This is a genomic window from Nostoc sp., assembly GCF_036917555.1.
Lineage (GTDB): Bacteria > Cyanobacteriota > Cyanobacteriia > Cyanobacteriales > Nostocaceae > Nostoc.
On record NZ_JBALDD010000015.1, the window covers coordinates 237,271 to 256,281 of the forward strand.

Here is a 19,011-nt window from a genome sequence, read left to right on the forward strand (position 1 = left end):
TCCATCCAAGCTAAGTACAGTTATATATCCTGTTATGCAACCGTTATGTTCAACTACTGTAAGCGTTTGCTGCTCAATTGCATCAAGTAATTCGATTTGGCGAACATGACCATGAACTTGAAAACAGAGTTGGTTGCAGATATCGATATCTGCTGCGGTTGCTTTACGAACCACATAGCCTAAAACTTCAAGTTGAAGTGCGGTACCTTTTAGGACTGCAAGCGGTTCTCGCACACGAAATCTGAGTTTAGTATATAAGGATAACGAACTACTATTATAAGCAGCTTGCACTAATCTGACACCTGCAAACTCTTGCTGCCGTGCGTAATCTAAGACGTATTGCATAAGATGCCTACCAATTGAACTTCCTTGTGTTATGGGGTTAACAGATAGTGGCCCAATTCCAGCAATTGCCCCATAATTCCAGAGGAAATTACTGCCCACAATATGTCCATCTAGCTCCGCTACAACCGAGTAAACATTTTGATGTTTAAGTAGAGATGAAAACCACTTAATTGTAGCTTCAGGAGAAGCCCAGCCTATGGGAAGATTATATTGGTCATGCAGGAGCTTAAACGCTTGGTAACAGATTAAACCGCACTCTTGAGCGTCTTCAACCTTTCCCTCTCGCAAAATGAAGTTTGTACTTTTCATAATAGGTAGACTAGCCGTTTCAAGATAGTAAACCACTAAAGGGAGATGCATTAAAAAAATCAGAGGCGCAATAGAAACGTAGTGCGAGATTTATTCAGATCCCGTGAAACAATGGCATTGTCAATCAAAACAATGGCATTGTCAGTCGAAACAATCACATTGTTGGCCGAAACAATCGCATTGTCAGCCGAAACAATCGCATTGTTAGCCAAAACAATCGCATTGTCAGCCGAAACAATGCCATTGCAACTCTAAAAGACTTGTGTGTACCTGACTTTTCACGTTATTTAGGAAAGCCCACGAAAAACCTAACCCCCTAACCCCCTTCCCGACGCGGGAAGGGGGAAAATTCAAAGTCTCTCTCCTTTTAGGAGAGAGATTTAGAGAGAGGTTTTTGAAATACCGTGAAAAGTCAGGTTAATAATAACTGCCAGATTTCCGATGTTCCAAAGCAGTGACACCATCATTTTCCAACACTTCACCGCCATCGATGACAGCATAAATTAACCATCTATCACCACATTCAAGTTGATTTTGCACCGTACATTCTAAATAGGCTAATGCCTCATTCAAAATCAAACAACCATTAAGAGCAGTTTTTGTGTCAAGATTTGCAAAGGGATTATCTCCTAAAGTGCTATGACGAGAAAAATAGCGTCGCACATTTCTTCCTTCTTTGAGGATATTCAGCACAAATTTATCACCAGGATGATGCATTAAATCTGCATTCTGCTCATTAGCGATCGCAATCATAATTCCTGGCGGGTTAAAAGTTGCCTGCGATACCCAAGAAGTTAACACCCCTTTGTGAGTTTCTTGATCACGAGTTGTCACAACACACAAAGAACCAATGATCCGCCCCATAGCTTGTTCAGTACGATCTACATGGGTTTCAGTCACAACCTGACGAGAAGAACGCAGTTTTTTAGTTTTCTTCAAGTTTTGGGCAAAGAAAGCACCTGCTTCTTGACACTGCTGAAGAATTTCAGGAGTTGGACTGAAACGCACCCGAATTGTTTCAAACCCTAGTTGATAATTAGCATCTTTAAGCTTGCTTTCTATTAAATCTATTGCCTCGCCACTCCAACCGTAAGAACCAAACACCCCTGCTAACTTAGTTTTAGCCGCCACCGAGAGAACTATTCCTAAAGCAGTTTGAATTTGAGTTGGTGCATGGCCCCCTAAAGTGGGTGAGCCGATAATTAAGCCATCGCAGGTTTCTACAATGCGATTAATCTCCGCAGAATCGGCTAGTTCACAGTTAATCGATTCTACATTAACTCCATTTTGGATCAAACCTTGAGCGATCGCATTCGCCAGAGTTGCTGTATTTCCATAAGCAGAAGCATAGAGCAAAGCAACGCTCAATTCTTGAGATTTTTGTCCTTGACACCATTGACGGTAATCATAAGTAAAACGACTAAGGCTGTAACGAACAACCGGGCCATGTGCTGGGGCATAACATCTGGCTCCCAAAACTGATAATTTATCTAAGGCTACTTCAACTTGTTTAGTTTGGGGCGCATGGAGACATTCAAAATAGTAACGACGTTCCGCATCTAATCCCTTCCAATCTTCATCAAACAAAATATCTTCGCAAATATGAGCGCCAAAAAGTTTGTCTGTGTAGAGAATTTTTGTAGCAGAATCATAAGTACAAAGTCCATCCGCCCACCGGGGAGTTGGTACGGTGATAAATGATAGATGATGTTCTTGTCCTAAATCTAGAGTATCCCCTGATCGCACCGCTTGAATACGTGACTCCAATTCTGGAAAGGCGGTTTTGAGAGCATTAGCGGCGGGGCGAGAACAAATTAGAGTAGCTTGAGGAACTTGAGAGAGCAATACTTGCAGAGTTGCGCTGCGGTTTGGGTTGACATGACCGAGAACAATGTAATCTAGCGTGGTGAAGTCTAAATGTTGTGCAAGTTGCTGAAGGTAAATTTCGGTAAAAGATTCGCCAGGAGGGTCAATTAAAGCCTTTTTATCAGCTTGAATCAGATAAGAATTCGCTGTAGTTCCCCGTTGGCGGGAATATTCCACCTCAAATTTTAGTCTGTCCCAAGTCCGCGATCGTAGAATCAGAGTATTTTTACCAATTTCAGCAACTTGTACATCTCTGTTATGGTTGGACGTTAATGTGGCAGTAGACATAATAACCTCTGTTAATTTGGGCATTGGGCATGGGGCATTGGGCATGGGTTATTCTCCTTTTCTTCTCTCTCCCTATTCCCCACTCCCCACTCCCTATTTTTAATGACCATTGGTTTGTGTTGATTCAGACTTGGCTCGGCTTCTATAGCGTTTAGATGCTTCTTGTTCCGGGTCGATACCTTCAAAGGTCGGGGGTAGCCAAACTCTGAGAAACAGTAGTATTCCCAGCACTAATAAAAAGGCACAAGTTGCTAAAACTTGACTCCAACTTGTTTCTAGAACACCTTTAACAATGACTTCTCGCAAGGCGGAAACAATGGAAACTTCAACAGCTACCCCAATAGATACTCGATGTTCCTGTAGGTAAATAATCAGCAGTCGGAATAACTCAACTAAGATGAGTAAAAAGAGAATATCGGCAGTAACAGCATGAAAATCTAGAGGCGGAAGTAAGGAGAGAAACATATCTCTCACCTGAAGCACCATGAAGCAAAATAAACCGATACACAAAGAAATTACAATTACATCTTGGATAAATTCCAAGGTTCGCACAACGCGCCCACGATTGATTTCGTACAAGGTAATTGGGGTATCTTCAGCAGATTTATACATAGTGGTTGGGAGTCGGGAGTGGGGAGTGAGGGGACAAGAAAAATAACTAATCACTAATGACTAATGACAAATGATTAATTAGTAATGATTGCCAATTTTGCGGTGATGGGCGGCGGTAAGTGCATCTAGCTTGGCAACTCTTCCAGTTTGGATTGTGCTATAAATTACCCAATGATCTCCACAATCCATGCGGCTAGTAATTTCACATTCCATGTAAGCTAGAGCTTCAGCTAAAACGGGCGATTCATTTTTAGCTGGATATGTTTTCACTCCAGCAAATCTATCTGCACCAGGAGCAAAACGCTTAATAAAGTGTTTCATTAATCCTTGATATTTGCCTTCTTCTAAAACATTTAAAACAAAGCGATCGCCAACGTGCATCAAAGATTCAATTGCCCGATCTTTGGATACTGCGATCGCTACTCCTAAAGGCTCAAGACTCGCTTGTGTCACCCAAGAAGCAAACATTGCACTCTGAATTTCTCCTTTTTTGGCGGTGATAATATACAATCCTGTGCTAATACGTCCTAAAGCTTTTTCTAGCTCAGTATTGATAGATTTAATTTGTTTTATGGTGCGATCGCGGGTTAACCATTGACCCATATCTGTTCCCGCTTCATCACAAAGTTGTTCCGTTGCTTGGGTAGGAATTTCTTTAACTAAGATAGGAGGAAAAGCTTCAGTTAATCCCAATTCTTGAAACTTATTACGTAATGGGTAAATTGGTTCATCTTCTCCACCTCCTGACTCTAATAAACCAATTGCCTGTTTCTTGTGAACAGCAGCTAAAATAGTGCTTAAAGCAGCTTGAATCATCACCGAAGATTGGGGTGGCATTGCAATTACTAAACCAGAAGCTTGTGCAATTAATTCTCGAACTTCTTGAGGCTCGGCACTATTGAGGTCTACTAATTCTACTGCTACACCTGTTTTCGCGCATCCATGTGCTATGGAACGAACTAAATGCTCGCTATGCCCGTAATCTTCAACATAAAATAGACCCACTAATGTCTCTGTTTTTGCTTGTTCTGAACTCCAGTTTTGATAGCGTCCGAGCCATTCCGAGATATAGTGTTGTAATAAAGGCCCATGTCCCGTAGCAACTGTTCCTATTTCTAACTTTTCAATTCGCTTTAAAGCTGCTAAGACAGATCGGGCATTGGGCCCCATGAGACAATTATAGTAATAGTGAAAATCTTCTTCTATTGAAGTAATATTTTCATCATAAGTGTGGTCATCACAGTAGTGCATCCCAAACACATCACAAGTGTAGAGAGTGCAAGTTTTGTGGTCATAAGTCAAGATTGTGTCAGGCCAGTGTAAGTTAGGTGCAGAGATAAATTCTAATTCGTGTCCGTTGCCTAAATCTAATCGCTGTCCACTTTTTACCTGCATTGATTTAAAAGGCTGGTGAACCATATTTTCTAAAAATTGAATAGCTACCTTTGCACCAACTACAGTAATGGAGGGAGCTAATTGCAAAATATTTTTTACTAATCCACTGTGGTCTGGTTCTGTGTGGCTGATAATTAAGTAATCTATTTCAGCAGGATCAATTAATCCCGCCACTACCTCAAGATATAATTCCTCAAACTTGCGGTGAGATGTATCAACTAAAGCTACTTTTTCTCCTTGAATTAAAAAAGAATTATAAGTTGTACCATTCCGTAAACCAAACTCGATATCAAAACGTTCTCTATCCCAGTCGAGACAACGTATAGCAATCGTTTGAGGAGCAATTTCAACAGTTTCAATTGTCAAACGTCCAGGATTGGAAATAACTTGAGTAAGCTGTGTGAGTGCAACCATTTCTTTTCTCCAAAAAGAATATTATCTGGAGCGAGTGTTATGTTTCTTATATTTACTTAAAATAGTCAATTAGTAAAATGTCAATTTCTAAAGGTAATCATCAGAAAGTTTTATTCGTCATTTAGCTTGATTTATCATTGAATTACTCAATGTTTATCATTACTTTTATCTTCAATAATGAACTTGAGAGAATGTAAATTCTAAGTTAGAATGTTTACGCATGTCGTTAATATTTTTTCCTCCTCCTATACAACAAATCAACAGCAAAATTGCCTGTCACGCTGGTGTCGATCTGTATGTGCTGCGCCTGGATCTCATGCACCCGTGGGTTAACGGCAACAAGTGGTTCAAGCTGAAATACAATCTTATCGAGGCCAAGGAGAAAAATTTCACCACACTGCTAACCTTTGGCGGCGCTTATTCCAATCACATCTATGCAACTGCGGCGGCTGGTAATCTTTTTGGTTTTCGCACCATTGGTGTAATTCGTGGCGAAGAGAGTTTACCGTTGAATCCTACGCTGAGTTTTGCTGTACAACAGGGTATGCAGCTTGTGTACCTGAACCGCAAGATGTATCGACAGCGCAACACACCAGCGTTAGAGGAATATCTGCGACAACGTTTCGGCGAGGTGTTTATCATTCCCGAAGGTGGGAGTAATTTAAATGGTGTGCGCGGCTGTACAGAGATAATTGATAATGCGATGCCTACAGCTGGCTACGCCTACGCATTTGATCGTGTCTGCGTAGCCTGCGGTACAGCCACTACACTCGCGGGGATTGCGCTTTCGTTAGATGAAGGACAAAGAGCGATCGCTTTTCCCGTATTGAAAAATGGCGCATTTCTTGCACAAGAAATCGAAAGTTTGTTGACAAATTACCTCACCTCTGATTTTCCTACACCATATAGTTTTCCCGCTTCCTGGGAATTGGTATGTGATTACCACTTCGGCGGCTATGCAAAGGTGAATGACAAGTTGCTAATGTTCAGCCAGCAGTTCACACAGGAACATGGCATACCCCTCGATTACGTATATACCGCCAAAATGTTTTACGGAGTGATGGATTTACTACAGCAGGGATTTTTTACTAAAGGTGATTCCTTGTTGCTGGTACACACAGGAGGCTTACAGGGCAATGTTGGAATGGAAGAAAGATTGCAGAGATTTTCTAAAATCTGAGTTGCTACTTAATTAAATATCAGTTAACTTTGTATGGAATTTTACTTATTTTAGTAAAGTTCACACCCCAATCTTGATATTTACTCAAAATTAGGTAAGGTTAATTCAATGTTTACATACGCTGATCGCATTAAACCAGATGGTCACAGTATTACTACCTATTTAGAAAATCTCCTAGCGAAAAGGTATCAAATTCCTACTTTTCAACGAGATGTGGTTTGGGAGAAAGAGAATGTTAAAAAACTCTGGGATAGTATTTATAAATTTTACCCTTTAGGAAGTATTTTAATTTGGAAAACCAGCACAAAATTAGAAAGTCATAGACAAATAGGAGGGATAAAATTTGCTGATGATTTTCACTCTAATGAATACCAATATATTTTAGATGGGCAACAAAGAACGACTGCTCTTTTAACATCAATATATGGAGGAAAGATTGAGAAAAAGGAGAACTTTGATCCAACGCTATATATAGACTTGACAGTTGACTTCACAGATACAACAGATGATATAAGTTACATAAAGCGATTTTTATTTTGGGATGAAATTGATGATAGCAATGGTCAGATTAAAGCTAATAGTGGCAGGAAAAGACGTTATGAAGAAAAGCTTATTATTAGTTTAATAGATATTATTAAAAAATCTGGAGAAATAGAAAGGAATCTTCATTAAAATAGATATGGTGACTTTGAAAATCCTTATATGCAACAATTGAGAAGGATTAGGGAAGCATTATATAATTATAAAATTTCTTTCATTGAGTTACGAGGTATTGAAGTTGCAGAAGTATGTCAAATATTTGAGCGGATTAATCAAGCTGGCAAACCTTTGGATATCTTTGATATCGTGGTAGCTAAAACTTTTCGGGTTGAGGACAAAAAAAATAATATTTCTGGGTTTTACCTTCGGGAATTAATTAATAATTTTAGAGAGTCTATTGCTAGCAGTCAATATGCGAAGGTTGATGATTGGACATTGCTCCAGATGCTAGCTGTAGTGGTAAAACTTGAATATCCCAAAGCTGGGATACAAAACATTACTAATAAATATCTTAATGAGCTAAAAACAGAGCATATTGAAGCTGTATGGTCTGATTTTAAAATAGCGATCGCTAAAACTTTTGATTTCTTTGATAATTGTTTGCATATTAAGGGTGGAAGATTAATTCCTTATCGATATTTATATCTGACTATCACAGCATACTTTTATCGTAATCATAAAGCAGATTATAGTTTTTTAGATAAGTATTTTTGGTATTATAGTTTTCATAACGCAGATTTATTAATAAACACTACTCATCTTTGGCAACATATAGAGTTTGTTAATCAACAAAAGGCTAATGGCACTTACTCATTTAATCAATTTGATATTGATAAAAATTCGATCAGAAAATCTTTCTACAGTTATAGAGGTCGCTTATCCAGAGCGATACTATCACTTTATGCAAACCATGAGCCAAAGGATTGGGCAAAACCCCATAAAGATGTTTTGTCTGATGTTTATTATCAGCTAACAGATAAGCCTAACTTGCACCATATATTTCCAGTTAATTTTATTAAACAGAGTGGTATTGCTAGTCAAATAGAATGTGACAGCTTGATGAATATTGCCTATCTGTCTCAAATAACTAATTTGAAAATTAGCGATAAAAACCCATTAGATTATCTAAAAGAATATAATGAGCCTGGTTTAGAGACGGTTCTACGCTCTCATCTTATCCCTACGCTCATTCTTGAATGGTCAAGAGCCAATGCACTTCCTGAACACGCCCTAAGCATTTTTATTGAAGAAAGAGTAAATCTTTTATTAGAGGCTTTGAGGTTGAAGTTAGACGGGATTGAATTTAATGTTTTTGATATGGGCAATCGCACAAATAATATCTCTTCCTAAATAAGCGATTGGCTTTCATGCTTACCGTTTATTTTGTAGACTTTGAATGGTAGCGATCGCATGTTTCGCTACAATATCAATTTCCTCTTCTGTATTAAACCTGCCAATACCAAACCGCACTGAGGCATAAGCTAGCTTTTCTGAATGTCCCAATGCTGTGAGAACATGGGAAGGTGCAGTAGTTGCCGATGAGCAAGCAGATCCAGAAGAAACTGCCATTACTGGCTGCAATCCTAGCAAAAGTGCGGCTCCATCCACTCCCTCAACACTGATATTCAAGTTTCCCGCCAATCGCTGTTGAGGATGTCCGTTGAAATGAATTCCTTCAACTTGCAAAAGCTGTTCCCACAATCTTTGTCTTAACTGGCAGAGGCGTTGGGTTTCTGTCTCTTGTTCAGCCAAAGCGATTTCTACAGCTTTGCCAAAGCCGACAATTTGCGGTGTATACAATGTACCAGAACGCATCCCCCGCTCGTGTCCGCCGCCATGCTGCTGAGGAGCTAGTTGCACTCTAGGATTGCGTCTGCGGACGTACAGCGCTCCAATACCTTTGGGGCCATATACTTTATGTGCTGTGAGCGATATTAAGTCAATTTTCATCGCCTGCACATCTAAAGGAATTTTACCAATAGCTTGGGCGGCGTCGGTGTGAAATAGGATTTGGTGTTCATGGCACATTTCCCCAATTTCTGCCAATGGCTGTAACACGCCAATTTCGTTATTTGCAGCCATCACCGATACTAAAATCGTCTCAGGACGGAAAGCTTTTTTTAACTCAATTAAATCAATCAATCCATCTTTTTGGACAGGGAGAATAGTAATTTCAAAACCGAGACTTTTTAAATAATTACAAGGATCAATAACTGCACTATGTTCAGTGGCAACAGTAATAATATGCTGACCTTTTTTAAAATAAGCTTCGGCAACACCTTTAATAGCTAGATTATTTGCTTCTGTTGCACCACTCGTAAACACAATTTCTTCTGGTGTAGCGTTGATTGCTGCTGCTAAAATTTCTCGCGTTTGCTTCACAGCAGCTTCTGCTTCCCAGCCGTAAACATGACTAATACTAGCTGGGTTGCCAAAGTGTTCTGTAAAATAAGGAACCATTGCTGCTAATACCCGTTCATCTACAGGTGTGGTAGCGTGACAATCAAGGTAGATAGGGCGAATAGACATAAATTAACTCAAAATTTGACTAAAATTTTTTAATATACTTAAAACCTGATAAAGTTCACTTTCTCGCTTTAAAAGTGTAAATTGGTCAGATATACCATACTTTGGCTGATTTTCTTTGGTCAGTTTCAAAAAAATAAAATCACTACCATTTGTTACTAATCCAAAACTAGGTTTGTCTTGGTTAGGATTAGCTAGCATATAAACAAGTGCTTGAGGTATGGCTTCTAAAAGAGAAAAGCTAGACCTTTTAGATTCAATTACTAACAACCAGAATTGTTCTTGAATAACTAAAATATCAATTCTACCTCTAATAATTTCTCCTTCATCTTCTGCTGAAAGTTCTATTGATTGCTCGCCTCTTATATAAAAAGGCTCATCATAAAATCCAGCTAAACCGAGTAAAGGAGATAAAACTACTAATTTTACCGTTTCTTCTGACAAAGGAGGATGCTTGACTAAACGGAGGAAATGAAGCTTTACTCTGTCTAAATCTTGCTTTTCTAAATCTGTAATTTTCGGTAAATTTTCAAACCATTCTGTGAATAACGCCTCATCTTCTACTTGCTGTAGACTAAATTTTTCCTCTAAATAGGCAAGCCCGACATTTTGAGCTTGGATAAATTTAACCATAATTCATTTAAAAGATGCAATATAACTATTATGACACTGTTACAGTATTAATTTATTGGTCTGTCAAGATAATTTTAAGTGTTTGTAGTAAGCACTTTAGTGCCTAGTAAATAATAACTGAAATTCTTACTACTAAATTGCTTATTCATCAATTTCAACTTGACACACCACTAGATAGAAAGAGCAAAGATAATTAATTTAAAATTTGACCTAATTTTTTTAGTATATTCAAAACTTGATATAATTCATTATCGCGTCTATATAAAGTGAATTTATCAGATAAAGCATACATTGGTTTATCTCGTTTTATTAACTTGATAAATTGGAAATCTTCTCCATTCATTACTAAGGAATATGCAGGATGCTCAGGCTGAAGATTTGCCAACATATAAGTCAAAGCTTGAGTAATCGCCTTTGCCAAGGAAAAACTAGACCTCTTAGATTCAATTATCAGTAACCATAGCTGCTCTTGGAGAACCAAGACATCAATTTTACCTTTAATGATTTCTTTACTCTGTTCGGCGTTTAATTCATTATCAATGATAACTTGTTCGCTAATCTCTATACTTTCTTCTGTAGCGATATAAAAAGGAGGACGATAAAAACCAGCTAAATCTAGCAATGGAGATAACACTACCAACTTTACTGCTTCTTCTAAAAGAGGAGCATTTTCAAGGATGTTGAAATAGTTATTTTTAACTCTGTCTAAATATTGCTTTTCTAATTCAGACATTTCAGGGATGTAGTCAAACCACTCTGTAAAAAATTGCTCATCTTCAGATTTGTATAGAGCAAATTTTTTCTTTAAGTAGGCAAGAGTGACATTTTGGGCTTGGATGACTTGAATCATGTTTATTTAAACTTGCAAAAAGTTTAATTCCTGACTTTAATTATCACGCTAGCAGTTTATAGCATCCAGTTGCATTAAGTGGCTGCTAATTTATGCAATTTAGTTAAAACTGCCTGAGCATGACCTTTTGTTTTTACATTAGGCCAAGCATATACAATAATTTTCTCAGGTGAAATTAAAAAAGTTGAGCGAACAACACCCATATATTCTTTGCCCATAAATTTTTTCAATTGCCAAGCGCCGTAGGCTTCGATCAAAATATGTTCTGGGTCACTTAAAAGGGTGATTGACAAGTTATGTTTGCTGATAAATTTACAATGGGATTTACCCAAATCTGGACTTACGCCTAAGATTTTCGCTCCCAGTGCACTGAAGTCTTGATACAATTCGGTGAAATCTTTCGCTTCGGTGGTACAGCCAGGAGTGTCATCTTTGGGGTAGAAGTAGAGGACAACCCACTGACTGCTGAAGTCGTCAAGAGTGACTGCATTGCCATTTTGGTCAGAGGTGGAGAAATCTGGCGCTGATTGTCCAATTTGGGGAATGTTGCTCATGATGGAGGTGTGAGAGATTGCGTAGGCGTAGCCCGTTGTAGACATCGCTTTAAAATTGTACATAGATTGAGCGATCATTCTTATTCACAAGTGTCACGAATTTATCAACATAATCCTGATTTACCTAAAGTTCGGACTGTTTTCTTGCTTCTAAGTTTTCTTGCTTCTAAATTAATGCATTCGCCAAACCTTGATTGTAGTATCGTTACCTCCACTGACCAAAATCTGCCCATCTGGGCTAAATACAAGTGCATTGACACGATCTAAATGACTATTGACAGTGTAAATTTCTTGCCCATTGCTTAAATTCCAAACTTTAATTTTTTCGTCATCACTGCCACTTACTACTGTCTGACTATCTGGACTAATTGCCGCACAATTAACAGTAGCTGAATGTCCACTAAGAGTATAAATTTGCTCCCCAGTATTCAGATTCCATACAATAATTGTTTTATCTTCACTTTAGCAAAGCCACCTTGTCCTATAGGTCGTGTTTCTCGATAACATCCTTCTAGCAGCAATTCAGAGCCACAGCTTTGACAGCGTAGTAGATTATCAGGGTTATCAGTATTTTGGCAGTTAGGATTGATGCACAGGCTCATCGTCTTGAAAAGTGACAGATTTATCTGATATCTTAGCTTTACTTACTGATAAGCTGGAGAAAATAGGCATCAATGCGATCGCACTCATTCATCTTTACTTAAGTTCTCTCATCAGGATGAGAGCGATCGCTTATATTTATTCGCGATAATAATAACTTAACCTACAAGTATTTTTGTTTATCTATTCTTACTCTTCAAAGTTCACATGCCTAAAGATATGCAACGCCAATTTACCAACCGCGATGAGTTGGTAGCCTACCTGCGCGAACAATTCCCAGGTGCAGCAGAACGCGATGACCACATTAGCGAAACTCTGGGGGGACGGAAAGCGGCACAAACAGCGCTGCAAAAAATCGACCCAGTTCGCTACGCCCAAACACGTAATTTCTTCACAGGTGCAGTCACGCGACTTTCACCTTACATCCGCTATGGCGTTTTGAGTTTGCGAGAAATTCGAGATTACATCCTTGACCAGGTACAAAACCAAGATGAAGCTACGAAACTAATTAATGAGTTAGGTTGGCGCGACTACTGGCAACGGTTGTACATGAAGCTAGGGGATGAAATCTGGAAAGACCAGGAAGAATACAAAACTGGTTACACTGTGGATGAATATGCACCCGAATTGCCGCAAGATATTAGAGAAGGAACTACAGACAGAGTTTGCATTGACAGTTTCAGTCGTGATTTGAGAGAAACTGGTTATCTACATAACCACGGACGAATGTGGCTAGCGGCTTATATTATCCATTGGCGGCGTATTTGTTGGCAAGCAGGAGCCAAATGGTTTCTTGAACATCTTTTAGATGGAGATCCTGCTAGTAATAATATGTCATGGCAGTGGGTTGCTAGTACGTTTAGCCAGAAACCATATTTTTTCAACCGTGAAAACTTAGAACGCTACACTAAAGGCATTTATTGCCAGAAATGTCCCCTTTATGGCCATTGTGATTTTGAAGGCAGCTATGAAGAATTAGAACAGCGACTTTTTCCTAAAGGTGAATTTAGCAAACAAGCCAATAGCCAAAGTTGGCAACGTGGAAAGAAAGGTAAAAAATGAATAAACCAATTGTTTGGGTACATGGAGATTGCCTCAGTCCAAATAATCCTACATTGCAAAAATACCCTGATGCCGCAGCTATCTGGGTTTGGGACGAGGCTTTGATAGAGGAATGGCAATTGAGTCTTAAACGTCTGACTTTTATCTACGAATGTTTGCTAGAGTTACCTGTTGTTATTCGTCGTGGCAATGTAGCACAAGAAATTTTAGCTTTTGCTCAAGAACATGATGCCAATTTAGTTGTCACAGCCGATAGTCCCAGCCCCCGGTTTGATGATATCTGTAATCAAATTGAGCGTTCTATAGCCGTGGAAGTGTTAGAAGTCGAACCATTTTTCGACTATGACGGCTATATTGACTTGAAACGCTTCTCACGCTATTGGAAAGTGGCTCAAAATTATGTTTATCAAAAGCCCTCACCCTAAATCCCTCTCCCAAATTCGGAGAGGGACTTTGAAATTCGCTCCCCTTCTCCCAATTTGGGAGAAGGGGTCGGGGGATGAGGGCAGTTAATCTTACTTAAAAGATTTTGATTTTTTAAGTAAGATTAACTCATAAGTTAATTACAACAAGTGCTGCAATCATTTAAACGTTTCTTATACATGAATTAGCAATTGTTGCAAAGTATTAAGCATTTGCAGCAATCGCTTATATATTTCTTGGAAATACTTAAACCTTTCTTATACATGGAGGAGGAATTGTTGCAAAGTATTAAGCATTTGCAGCAATTGCTTATATATTTCTTGGAAATACTTAAACCTTTCTTATACATGAATCAGCAATTGTTGCAAACGCTTCAATTTTGGCAACTAGTCTTGCAGGTTAATGGAGTTACGAGTGCTGAGTTGCAAGTGAGATTTTTCACTCAGCAGTATTGAATCTATTGAGGTTTGTAAATAATTTGTATCTCTAAAAGGAATATTCCTTTAGACTGAGTTTCAACTGAAAAAATGTGGGGATAAACACAAATGCATTCGTTAAATATATTTTGTCACGAATTTGTAGTTGCTGTTTCCTTTGTAGCTTGCATTATTGGACTGTTGTTACTGTGGAACAGTAAGGAGCAAACAAATGACATGGAAGAAACAGAGCGGATTCTGTTTAGAATGAGCTTTAGTTACTGGCTAGTTTACTGCGTAGCTTTTGGCATAGAAAAAATAGTTTTACCCGACTGGGAATCTGTAGTCATGACTTTGAAAATAACTACGGCTCTGTCATATTTCTTAACTTTTTCTTGCATCGTTAGTCTGCCGCTACACAAATTTGCAGTACATCGGGTTGAGGAATAGATATTGGGGATTGGGCATCCCTTCTCTGCGAGACGCTACGCGAACGACTTCGCTCAGGGCAAGTGGGCATTGGGTACGATTAACATCTCATGGCGATCGCTAATGCAGCTTCTAGTTGATCCTGGGGCAAAGTTGTTAAAATAAACACCTCTTGTACCGTTTTTCCCTGCCGTGCAATGACTTTATAGCCGCCGCGAATGGGTACTGAGACGCGTAGTTGCATTTTTGGACAGTGACCCTTTGACCGCCCAATCACTCCCGGCGTCACAGTTTGGATACCATCTTGCTGACAAAGACGTTCTAAAATGGGAATAAGACCAGAAAGGTGTGTTGAGTGATTCCAAACCAGTCTGGCAGCTTTTTGTGAAGCCGTGCGGAGGGGATCTACGGAGTGTTTGCCCATAATAATTAAGCTGCTTCTAGAGGTGCCATTGTCAAACCTGCTCGGCGCAGCTGCTGGTGATAGAGTTCCGCAGGTTCTTGGGGCCCGACCCAGACGATCGCTTGACCTTCATAGTGTACCTGATTAGTCAAATCCCACGCGCGATCGCCACTCATCCCCGGAATATATTTCATCAAACATTCAGCTACATGTTGGAATGTATTAAAATCATCATTTAATACAATCACTTTGTAATTCGGATAAGTCTTACGGATAACTTGATTAGACCGTTCAGGAGCTATAGTTGGTGCTGTGGACATCCCGTAAACGTCTGCTGAAAGTGTCATAACCATAAAACAATTGGTCAAGATAATTTTACAAAACTACACTATAAGTAATTAGTTTAGTTCATTGTTTAGGGATTGGGGAGTTAGGAGTTAGGAGTTAAGAGTTAGGAATTAGGAGTTATATCAGGTTTGATTAAACACTTGTAATATTTGTAGGTTGGGTTAAGGAACAAAACTCAACATTTAATCCCTGTTCATTTTGGGTTTCACTGCCATTCAACCCAACCTACATTGATAGATTTTATTACAAGTAATCACTCAAACTTGATATTAGGAGTTAGGTATTTTGTATTGGGAAGAATTCAATGCCCAATGCCCAATGCCCAATGCCCCATGCCCTATTTCCAATTATCCCAGTTTTCGTTAAAAATAGATGTATCTGGGAAGGCGGTAGGGTTGCCATTTTGTTGCAAAAGCCGTTTGAGTGCTTCTAGTTGTGGCTCTTGTTTGGGTAAGTCATCAACTAGTTGGTAAGGTGCGATCGCATTTTTGAGTGCAAAACTAGCAACAGTTCCTGCAGCTGCACCAGCCGACCATTCAAAGGAGTGTACTCGATAGGCAGCAGCAGCAATGTGACTAGTCGCAATACTTTTGCCACCTACGAGCAAATTATCAATTTTCTGGGGAATCATCGCCCTCAGAGCAATTTGGAAGGGATAAGCTTGACCAGCGCCACGTCTTTCGCCTGGACGTTCTGTGTTCCCAGGGGCTTCTGGGGGACTATTTACCATGCAAGGATGGAAATCTATAGCGTAGTGACCAATACCCACAGCATCGGGGAAGATGGTAGAACGAGTCCGTCGCATTGCTTTGTCTGGTGGAACTTTACCGTCAATTACTGATATTGCTTCCAAACCTGCAACTGCTGCTCGTAGCTGACGATACATATCTGCTGGCAGAGTTTTTGAGTAGTACTCGTCATTATAATCTCGGCGGGAAATATCAATTTCCCCAATACTAAAGCCTTCAGATTGTCCCCAACTGGGGCGGCCAATGATCCGCCGTCCTTCTCGCATATAGGGATATTTTGATAAACCATGCATTGTCCCCATTGGCGAATTTAAACCGGAAACAAAGCGGTTATTGGGTTGCTGCTGCTTTACACCCTCCCCTAGTTGAGAATCTGTAGTCCCAGCTACCAACCAGTAATAGAAAGATAAGGCATTTTCTTCAGCGTTGCGGAGGGTTTCTGTCCGCAGTCCTCCCATCCAACCCCCTGCCTCTAACTGTCCAGTAGCTTGTAACTGTTGGCGGGTATAAATTAGGTTATCCTGACCAGTTCCGGGGCGGTAGTCGTTACCCCAAGTCCAGTTTTGCATCGAGATATCGCCTGGTGTAGCCGCAGTAAAACTGACACCGCCGAATTTTGCTGGTTTCCCTTTGTCTGGACTCCAAATGCGACGATAAGTAAAAACTAAATCAAAGTTAGCCAGTCGCTTCAATTCATAGCTGAAATATGGCGCATATCGTGAATAAAATGCTGGCATTGTCTGCGGTTGCGGTTCCTTAGTGGCCTCCATTGCAAAGGTGTAGGTAAAGCCTTGAGGACAATAGGGATCGTTGTTGGTGCCAGAAGCAGAAGGTTCTAGGTAGGAACGGGCATCAATGCCTAATCGGTAAGGGACATCAGCAAGGGCGATAATTTCTCCAGTTTCGCTAGCGTCTACGACATACCATTTAGGAGCATCCTCTTTTGCTGACTTGGGGATGAAACGGAGAATAGTTTTAGTAAACCGAGATGAGTTTTCGTAGCGATAAGCATCTTCAATACTTTGAGATAATGTAAAAGTATTGAGAGGTGGTGCGCCTTTTGGTGGTTGATGTTGGATTGCGATCGCACTATTAATTATTTTGCCATCAGCAGCGATTTCCAAATCCTTAATTACTGTGTTGGGAAACCATTGCAACTTCCCTTTGCCCTGCTTTTCGGCATCTTTAAGCATCTGGGTCAAAATAGTGTGAGCATCGTGGGGAAGAAAACACGATTCACTTACCCAGCAGTCACCGGGGTTAAGCTTACCGTATTTACGCCCAATGCGGTTTCGTAATTCCAGGTAGCCGCGAGAATAGAATTTGAGAGATCGTTGAGTTGGGCGTTCGTCTAACGCAGATGTCCCTTGAGCAGAAATTTGCCCTCCTAGCCAATCAGTAATTTCTGTGAGACAAACTGTTCGCCCTGCTAGCAAACCCTCGTAAGCTGTGGCTACACCAGAAAGTCCACCACCCACAACTAAAATCTCGCAATTTACACTTTTGTCTGGGGTTCTTGGTGGTGTAGCGTTCGCCTCATCAAATACAACTAAGCTAGATATTAAATTGAGACCGATCAACGATGTCAAGCTAAAAGCTACTTTGTGTCTGTGCTTCATAGTAAAAAAAACCACTCCAAATCCTGTGTCACCTTGTAGACGTTAGCATTTAGGAAATGTCTAACTCAAGCAATTTTTTAGGTACCTTGTTGAATTCCTCATTTCACTCAAATCTTGAATATGAGCAGCATTCAGCTATTCAATGGTCAAAGTCTCGTTTAGTTTAAGCAGCCATTGATAACATGGCTCATCAATTGGGGCGATGTCCCTACGTCGTTGTGCTAAAGATTCTGTGTAAGCTATGAGCCAAGCAGAAGCAAGTTCTTGCTCAGTTGCGGTCTCTTGTGCCAATGTACGATCAAACTGTAGCTCTACCCATTCTTTAAAAGTAACTATTTCCAGGGATATCCCAAATATTTCTTCAATTTCATTACATCTAGGCATCAGTTCATCAATTCGTTCAGCTTCAAGACTTGTAACGAAACCAGCCTTTCTAACGGCGGGATGTATTTCCAGTTTTTCTGATAATTCCTCAATCTCATCTCGCAAGTATGACTTATCATACTTGGCATCCCAAGCTTCCACAATTTGCCTATCCTCTAAAAGTTCAATATCACCAATATTGCCATGCTTCTTATTGGCTGAACGCATTTGCGAAAGTGGTTTTAGCAAACTGTTGGGAAAAGCTTGATATTCTTGCATAGCCTGCATTAAACTATGCATGGCTATCTCCATTAAACGAGCAGCATAATCGGATTGATTAATATGACGCAGTATAAGACTTAATGAAATTCCTTTATCAAGAATTGTTGCTTCCAAAAATAAAGTCAAATTCTCAATAGTATGGAAAGCTAATCTTCTAAATTTATCTGCTTGATTAAGTAGTTGTGAAATAAGATAGCGTAGTGCTAATTCAGAAACTATTTCATCTTTCTCAATTGCCTCAACAAGACTTATCCATTCAGAAAGTGCGCCTTTCATATTGGCTTTATATACAGATGAATATGGATAATTTTCTGCTAAACTCCGTGTCATCATGAAACCATCCGCATTCAAGCTTAGTAGTTCATATTTTCGTAACACAGGTGTAATGTGTTGCTTATCAAGAAAACGCATAGAGATACCATCACACCAAGAAAAGTCCTTTGTAGCCCTACTACTGCCTTTGTGTAACCTAATACTCTGCTCTGGCTCAATTGCCTTAATACACAACTGTAGTATTGACAAAGCTAGTAATGCTTTGCCAACTTCGCTAGTGACTGACTGTACAAGTCTATCTAAAAGATGTTTATGCGCTGGAACCAGTGGTAAGAAATCAAGATTTGATGAAAAATTTTTGCAAAACAAAATCTGTCTTTCTAAGTAACCTCCAGACAATTCTGCTGCTATTTTCTTGTACCGGATCTTTGCAGCTTGATTCATTCCTCCTTCTTGAAAGTATTGAATTGTTCCATCAGGTAATACCAACTCACTTCTGTTTGTATAGACTCTCAGATGTAGCTCATTCATG

General features: G+C 39.6%; 21 protein-coding genes and 1 pseudogene. 8 read left to right on the forward strand and 14 right to left on the reverse strand.

What is annotated here, in order from left to right; translation table 11 throughout:
- Positions 1-246 precede the first annotated feature (246 nt).
- Positions 247-705: pseudogene (locus V7K60_RS35130) on the reverse strand (GNAT family N-acetyltransferase); the annotation flags it as partial.
- Between the two features lie 60 nt (positions 706-765).
- On the opposite strand from V7K60_RS35130, the gene V7K60_RS06210 reads away from it, so the two are divergent.
- The gene (locus V7K60_RS06210) at positions 766-909 is read left to right on the forward strand and encodes a hypothetical protein (RefSeq protein ID WP_334923824.1); all 144 of its coding nucleotides are present in this window, start codon (positions 766-768) and stop codon (positions 907-909) included.
- A 162-nt stretch (positions 910-1,071) separates the two neighbouring features.
- Here the strand turns inward: V7K60_RS06210 and V7K60_RS06215 are convergent, their stop codons facing one another.
- The 3 genes from V7K60_RS06215 to V7K60_RS06225 form a co-directional block, all read right to left on the reverse strand.
- Positions 1,072-2,808, reverse strand: coding sequence for a diflavin flavoprotein (locus V7K60_RS06215; RefSeq protein ID WP_334923935.1), 1,737 nt, complete (start codon positions 2,806-2,808; stop codon positions 1,072-1,074).
- A 99-nt stretch (positions 2,809-2,907) separates the two neighbouring features.
- Complete coding sequence (locus V7K60_RS06220) at positions 2,908-3,420, reverse strand: phosphate-starvation-inducible PsiE family protein (protein WP_334923826.1); 513 nt, start codon at positions 3,418-3,420, stop codon at positions 2,908-2,910.
- Positions 3,421-3,498: 78 nt separating this feature from the next.
- Positions 3,499-5,229 (reverse strand): diflavin flavoprotein, encoded by a 1,731-nt coding sequence (locus V7K60_RS06225; protein ID WP_334923828.1) that lies wholly within the window; start codon positions 5,227-5,229, stop codon positions 3,499-3,501.
- Between the two features lie 220 nt (positions 5,230-5,449).
- Here V7K60_RS06225 and V7K60_RS06230 point away from each other — a divergent pair, with 220 nt between their 5' ends.
- From V7K60_RS06230 to V7K60_RS06240, 3 genes are all read left to right on the forward strand, one after another.
- Entirely contained in the window at positions 5,450-6,409 is a 960-nt protein-coding gene (locus V7K60_RS06230) for a 1-aminocyclopropane-1-carboxylate deaminase/D-cysteine desulfhydrase (protein WP_334923830.1), read from the forward strand.
- A 108-nt stretch (positions 6,410-6,517) separates the two neighbouring features.
- The gene (locus V7K60_RS06235) at positions 6,518-7,081 is read left to right on the forward strand and encodes a DUF262 domain-containing protein (protein WP_334923832.1); all 564 of its coding nucleotides are present in this window, start codon (positions 6,518-6,520) and stop codon (positions 7,079-7,081) included.
- Positions 7,082-7,111: 30 nt separating this feature from the next.
- Positions 7,112-8,299: a hypothetical protein gene (locus V7K60_RS06240; RefSeq protein WP_334923834.1), complete on the forward strand. Its 1,188-nt coding sequence runs from the start codon at positions 7,112-7,114 to the stop codon at positions 8,297-8,299.
- Between the two features lie 21 nt (positions 8,300-8,320).
- Here V7K60_RS06240 and V7K60_RS06245 read toward each other — a convergent pair whose 3' ends face one another.
- The 6 genes from V7K60_RS06245 to V7K60_RS06270 form a co-directional block, all read right to left on the reverse strand.
- Complete coding sequence (locus V7K60_RS06245) at positions 8,321-9,478, reverse strand: cysteine desulfurase family protein (RefSeq protein WP_334923836.1); 1,158 nt, start codon at positions 9,476-9,478, stop codon at positions 8,321-8,323.
- Between the two features lie 3 nt (positions 9,479-9,481).
- On the reverse strand, positions 9,482-10,108 hold the full coding sequence (locus V7K60_RS06250) for a type I restriction endonuclease (RefSeq protein ID WP_334923838.1): 627 nt from the start codon (positions 10,106-10,108) through the stop codon (positions 9,482-9,484).
- A 193-nt stretch (positions 10,109-10,301) separates the two neighbouring features.
- Entirely contained in the window at positions 10,302-10,958 is a 657-nt protein-coding gene (locus V7K60_RS06255) for a type I restriction endonuclease (protein ID WP_334923840.1), read from the reverse strand.
- A gap of 74 nt (positions 10,959-11,032) precedes the next feature.
- On the reverse strand, positions 11,033-11,512 hold the full coding sequence (bcp, locus tag V7K60_RS06260; protein ID WP_334923937.1) for a thioredoxin-dependent thiol peroxidase: 480 nt from the start codon (positions 11,510-11,512) through the stop codon (positions 11,033-11,035).
- Between the two features lie 171 nt (positions 11,513-11,683).
- Positions 11,684-11,959 carry a WD40 repeat domain-containing protein gene (locus tag V7K60_RS06265; RefSeq protein ID WP_334923939.1) on the reverse strand — a complete coding sequence of 92 codons (276 nt, stop codon included), beginning with the start codon at positions 11,957-11,959 and terminating at the stop codon, positions 11,684-11,686.
- On the reverse strand, positions 11,941-12,114 hold the full coding sequence (locus V7K60_RS06270; RefSeq protein WP_334923842.1) for a 4-Cys prefix domain-containing protein: 174 nt from the start codon (positions 12,112-12,114) through the stop codon (positions 11,941-11,943). The genes V7K60_RS06265 and V7K60_RS06270 overlap by 19 nt, the downstream gene beginning before the upstream one ends.
- Positions 12,115-12,125: 11 nt before the next feature.
- Here V7K60_RS06270 and V7K60_RS06275 point away from each other — a divergent pair, with 11 nt between their 5' ends.
- The 4 genes from V7K60_RS06275 to V7K60_RS06290 all read left to right on the forward strand — a co-directional run bounded on the left by V7K60_RS06275 (position 12,126) and on the right by V7K60_RS06290 (position 14,463).
- Positions 12,126-12,263, forward strand: a complete 138-nt coding sequence (locus V7K60_RS06275) for a hypothetical protein (protein ID WP_334923843.1) — start codon at positions 12,126-12,128, stop codon at positions 12,261-12,263.
- 56 nt (positions 12,264-12,319) lie between these two features.
- Positions 12,320-13,174 carry an FAD-binding domain-containing protein gene (locus tag V7K60_RS06280; protein WP_334923845.1) on the forward strand — a complete coding sequence of 285 codons (855 nt, stop codon included), beginning with the start codon at positions 12,320-12,322 and terminating at the stop codon, positions 13,172-13,174.
- On the forward strand, positions 13,171-13,599 hold the full coding sequence (locus V7K60_RS06285; RefSeq protein WP_334923847.1) for a hypothetical protein: 429 nt from the start codon (positions 13,171-13,173) through the stop codon (positions 13,597-13,599). Before V7K60_RS06280 ends, V7K60_RS06285 begins: the two co-directional genes overlap by 4 nt.
- 543 nt (positions 13,600-14,142) lie before the next feature.
- Positions 14,143-14,463: a hypothetical protein gene (locus tag V7K60_RS06290; RefSeq protein ID WP_334824079.1), complete on the forward strand. Its 321-nt coding sequence runs from the start codon at positions 14,143-14,145 to the stop codon at positions 14,461-14,463.
- A 79-nt stretch (positions 14,464-14,542) separates the two neighbouring features.
- Here V7K60_RS06290 and V7K60_RS06295 read toward each other — a convergent pair whose 3' ends face one another.
- The 4 genes from V7K60_RS06295 to V7K60_RS06310 form a co-directional block, all read right to left on the reverse strand.
- The gene (locus tag V7K60_RS06295) at positions 14,543-14,866 is read right to left on the reverse strand and encodes a DUF2103 domain-containing protein (protein ID WP_334923849.1); all 324 of its coding nucleotides are present in this window, start codon (positions 14,864-14,866) and stop codon (positions 14,543-14,545) included.
- Between the two features lie 5 nt (positions 14,867-14,871).
- Positions 14,872-15,198, reverse strand: a complete 327-nt coding sequence (gene clpS, locus V7K60_RS06300; RefSeq protein ID WP_322726798.1) for an ATP-dependent Clp protease adapter ClpS — start codon at positions 15,196-15,198, stop codon at positions 14,872-14,874.
- 332 nt (positions 15,199-15,530) lie between these two features.
- A complete protein-coding gene (locus V7K60_RS06305) occupies positions 15,531-17,561 on the reverse strand; it encodes an FAD-dependent oxidoreductase (protein WP_334923854.1) in 2,031 nt (676 codons plus the stop codon).
- 135 nt (positions 17,562-17,696) lie between these two features.
- Positions 17,697-19,010: a hypothetical protein gene (locus V7K60_RS06310; RefSeq protein ID WP_334923856.1), complete on the reverse strand. Its 1,314-nt coding sequence runs from the start codon at positions 19,008-19,010 to the stop codon at positions 17,697-17,699.
- Between the last annotated feature and the right edge of the window lies 1 nt (position 19,011).

Coding starts and splice junctions, on each gene's coding strand:
- V7K60_RS06210 (WP_334923824.1), top strand. CDS start 766: ATGGCATTGTCAATCAAAACAATGGCATTGTCAGTCGAAACAATCACA.
- V7K60_RS06250 (WP_334923838.1), bottom strand. CDS start 10,108: ATGGTTAAATTTATCCAAGCTCAAAATGTCGGGCTTGCCTATTTAGAG.
- V7K60_RS06295 (WP_334923849.1), bottom strand. CDS start 14,866: ATGGGCAAACACTCCGTAGATCCCCTCCGCACGGCTTCACAAAAAGCT.
- V7K60_RS06290 (WP_334824079.1), top strand. CDS start 14,143: ATGCATTCGTTAAATATATTTTGTCACGAATTTGTAGTTGCTGTTTCC.
- V7K60_RS06270 (WP_334923842.1), bottom strand. CDS start 12,114: ATGAGCCTGTGCATCAATCCTAACTGCCAAAATACTGATAACCCTGAT.
- V7K60_RS06245 (WP_334923836.1), bottom strand. CDS start 9,478: ATGTCTATTCGCCCTATCTACCTTGATTGTCACGCTACCACACCTGTA.
- V7K60_RS06310 (WP_334923856.1), bottom strand. CDS start 19,010: ATGAATGAGCTACATCTGAGAGTCTATACAAACAGAAGTGAGTTGGTA.
- V7K60_RS06305 (WP_334923854.1), bottom strand. CDS start 17,561: ATGAAGCACAGACACAAAGTAGCTTTTAGCTTGACATCGTTGATCGGT.
- V7K60_RS06235 (WP_334923832.1), top strand. CDS start 6,518: ATGTTTACATACGCTGATCGCATTAAACCAGATGGTCACAGTATTACT.
- V7K60_RS06285 (WP_334923847.1), top strand. CDS start 13,171: ATGAATAAACCAATTGTTTGGGTACATGGAGATTGCCTCAGTCCAAAT.
- V7K60_RS06215 (WP_334923935.1), bottom strand. CDS start 2,808: ATGTCTACTGCCACATTAACGTCCAACCATAACAGAGATGTACAAGTT.
- V7K60_RS06225 (WP_334923828.1), bottom strand. CDS start 5,229: ATGGTTGCACTCACACAGCTTACTCAAGTTATTTCCAATCCTGGACGT.
- V7K60_RS06240 (WP_334923834.1), top strand. CDS start 7,112: ATGCAACAATTGAGAAGGATTAGGGAAGCATTATATAATTATAAAATT.
- V7K60_RS06255 (WP_334923840.1), bottom strand. CDS start 10,958: ATGATTCAAGTCATCCAAGCCCAAAATGTCACTCTTGCCTACTTAAAG.
- V7K60_RS06280 (WP_334923845.1), top strand. CDS start 12,320: ATGCCTAAAGATATGCAACGCCAATTTACCAACCGCGATGAGTTGGTA.
- V7K60_RS06220 (WP_334923826.1), bottom strand. CDS start 3,420: ATGTATAAATCTGCTGAAGATACCCCAATTACCTTGTACGAAATCAAT.
- V7K60_RS06230 (WP_334923830.1), top strand. CDS start 5,450: ATGTCGTTAATATTTTTTCCTCCTCCTATACAACAAATCAACAGCAAA.
- clpS (WP_322726798.1), bottom strand. CDS start 15,198: ATGGTTATGACACTTTCAGCAGACGTTTACGGGATGTCCACAGCACCA.
- bcp (WP_334923937.1), bottom strand. CDS start 11,512: ATGAGCAACATTCCCCAAATTGGACAATCAGCGCCAGATTTCTCCACC.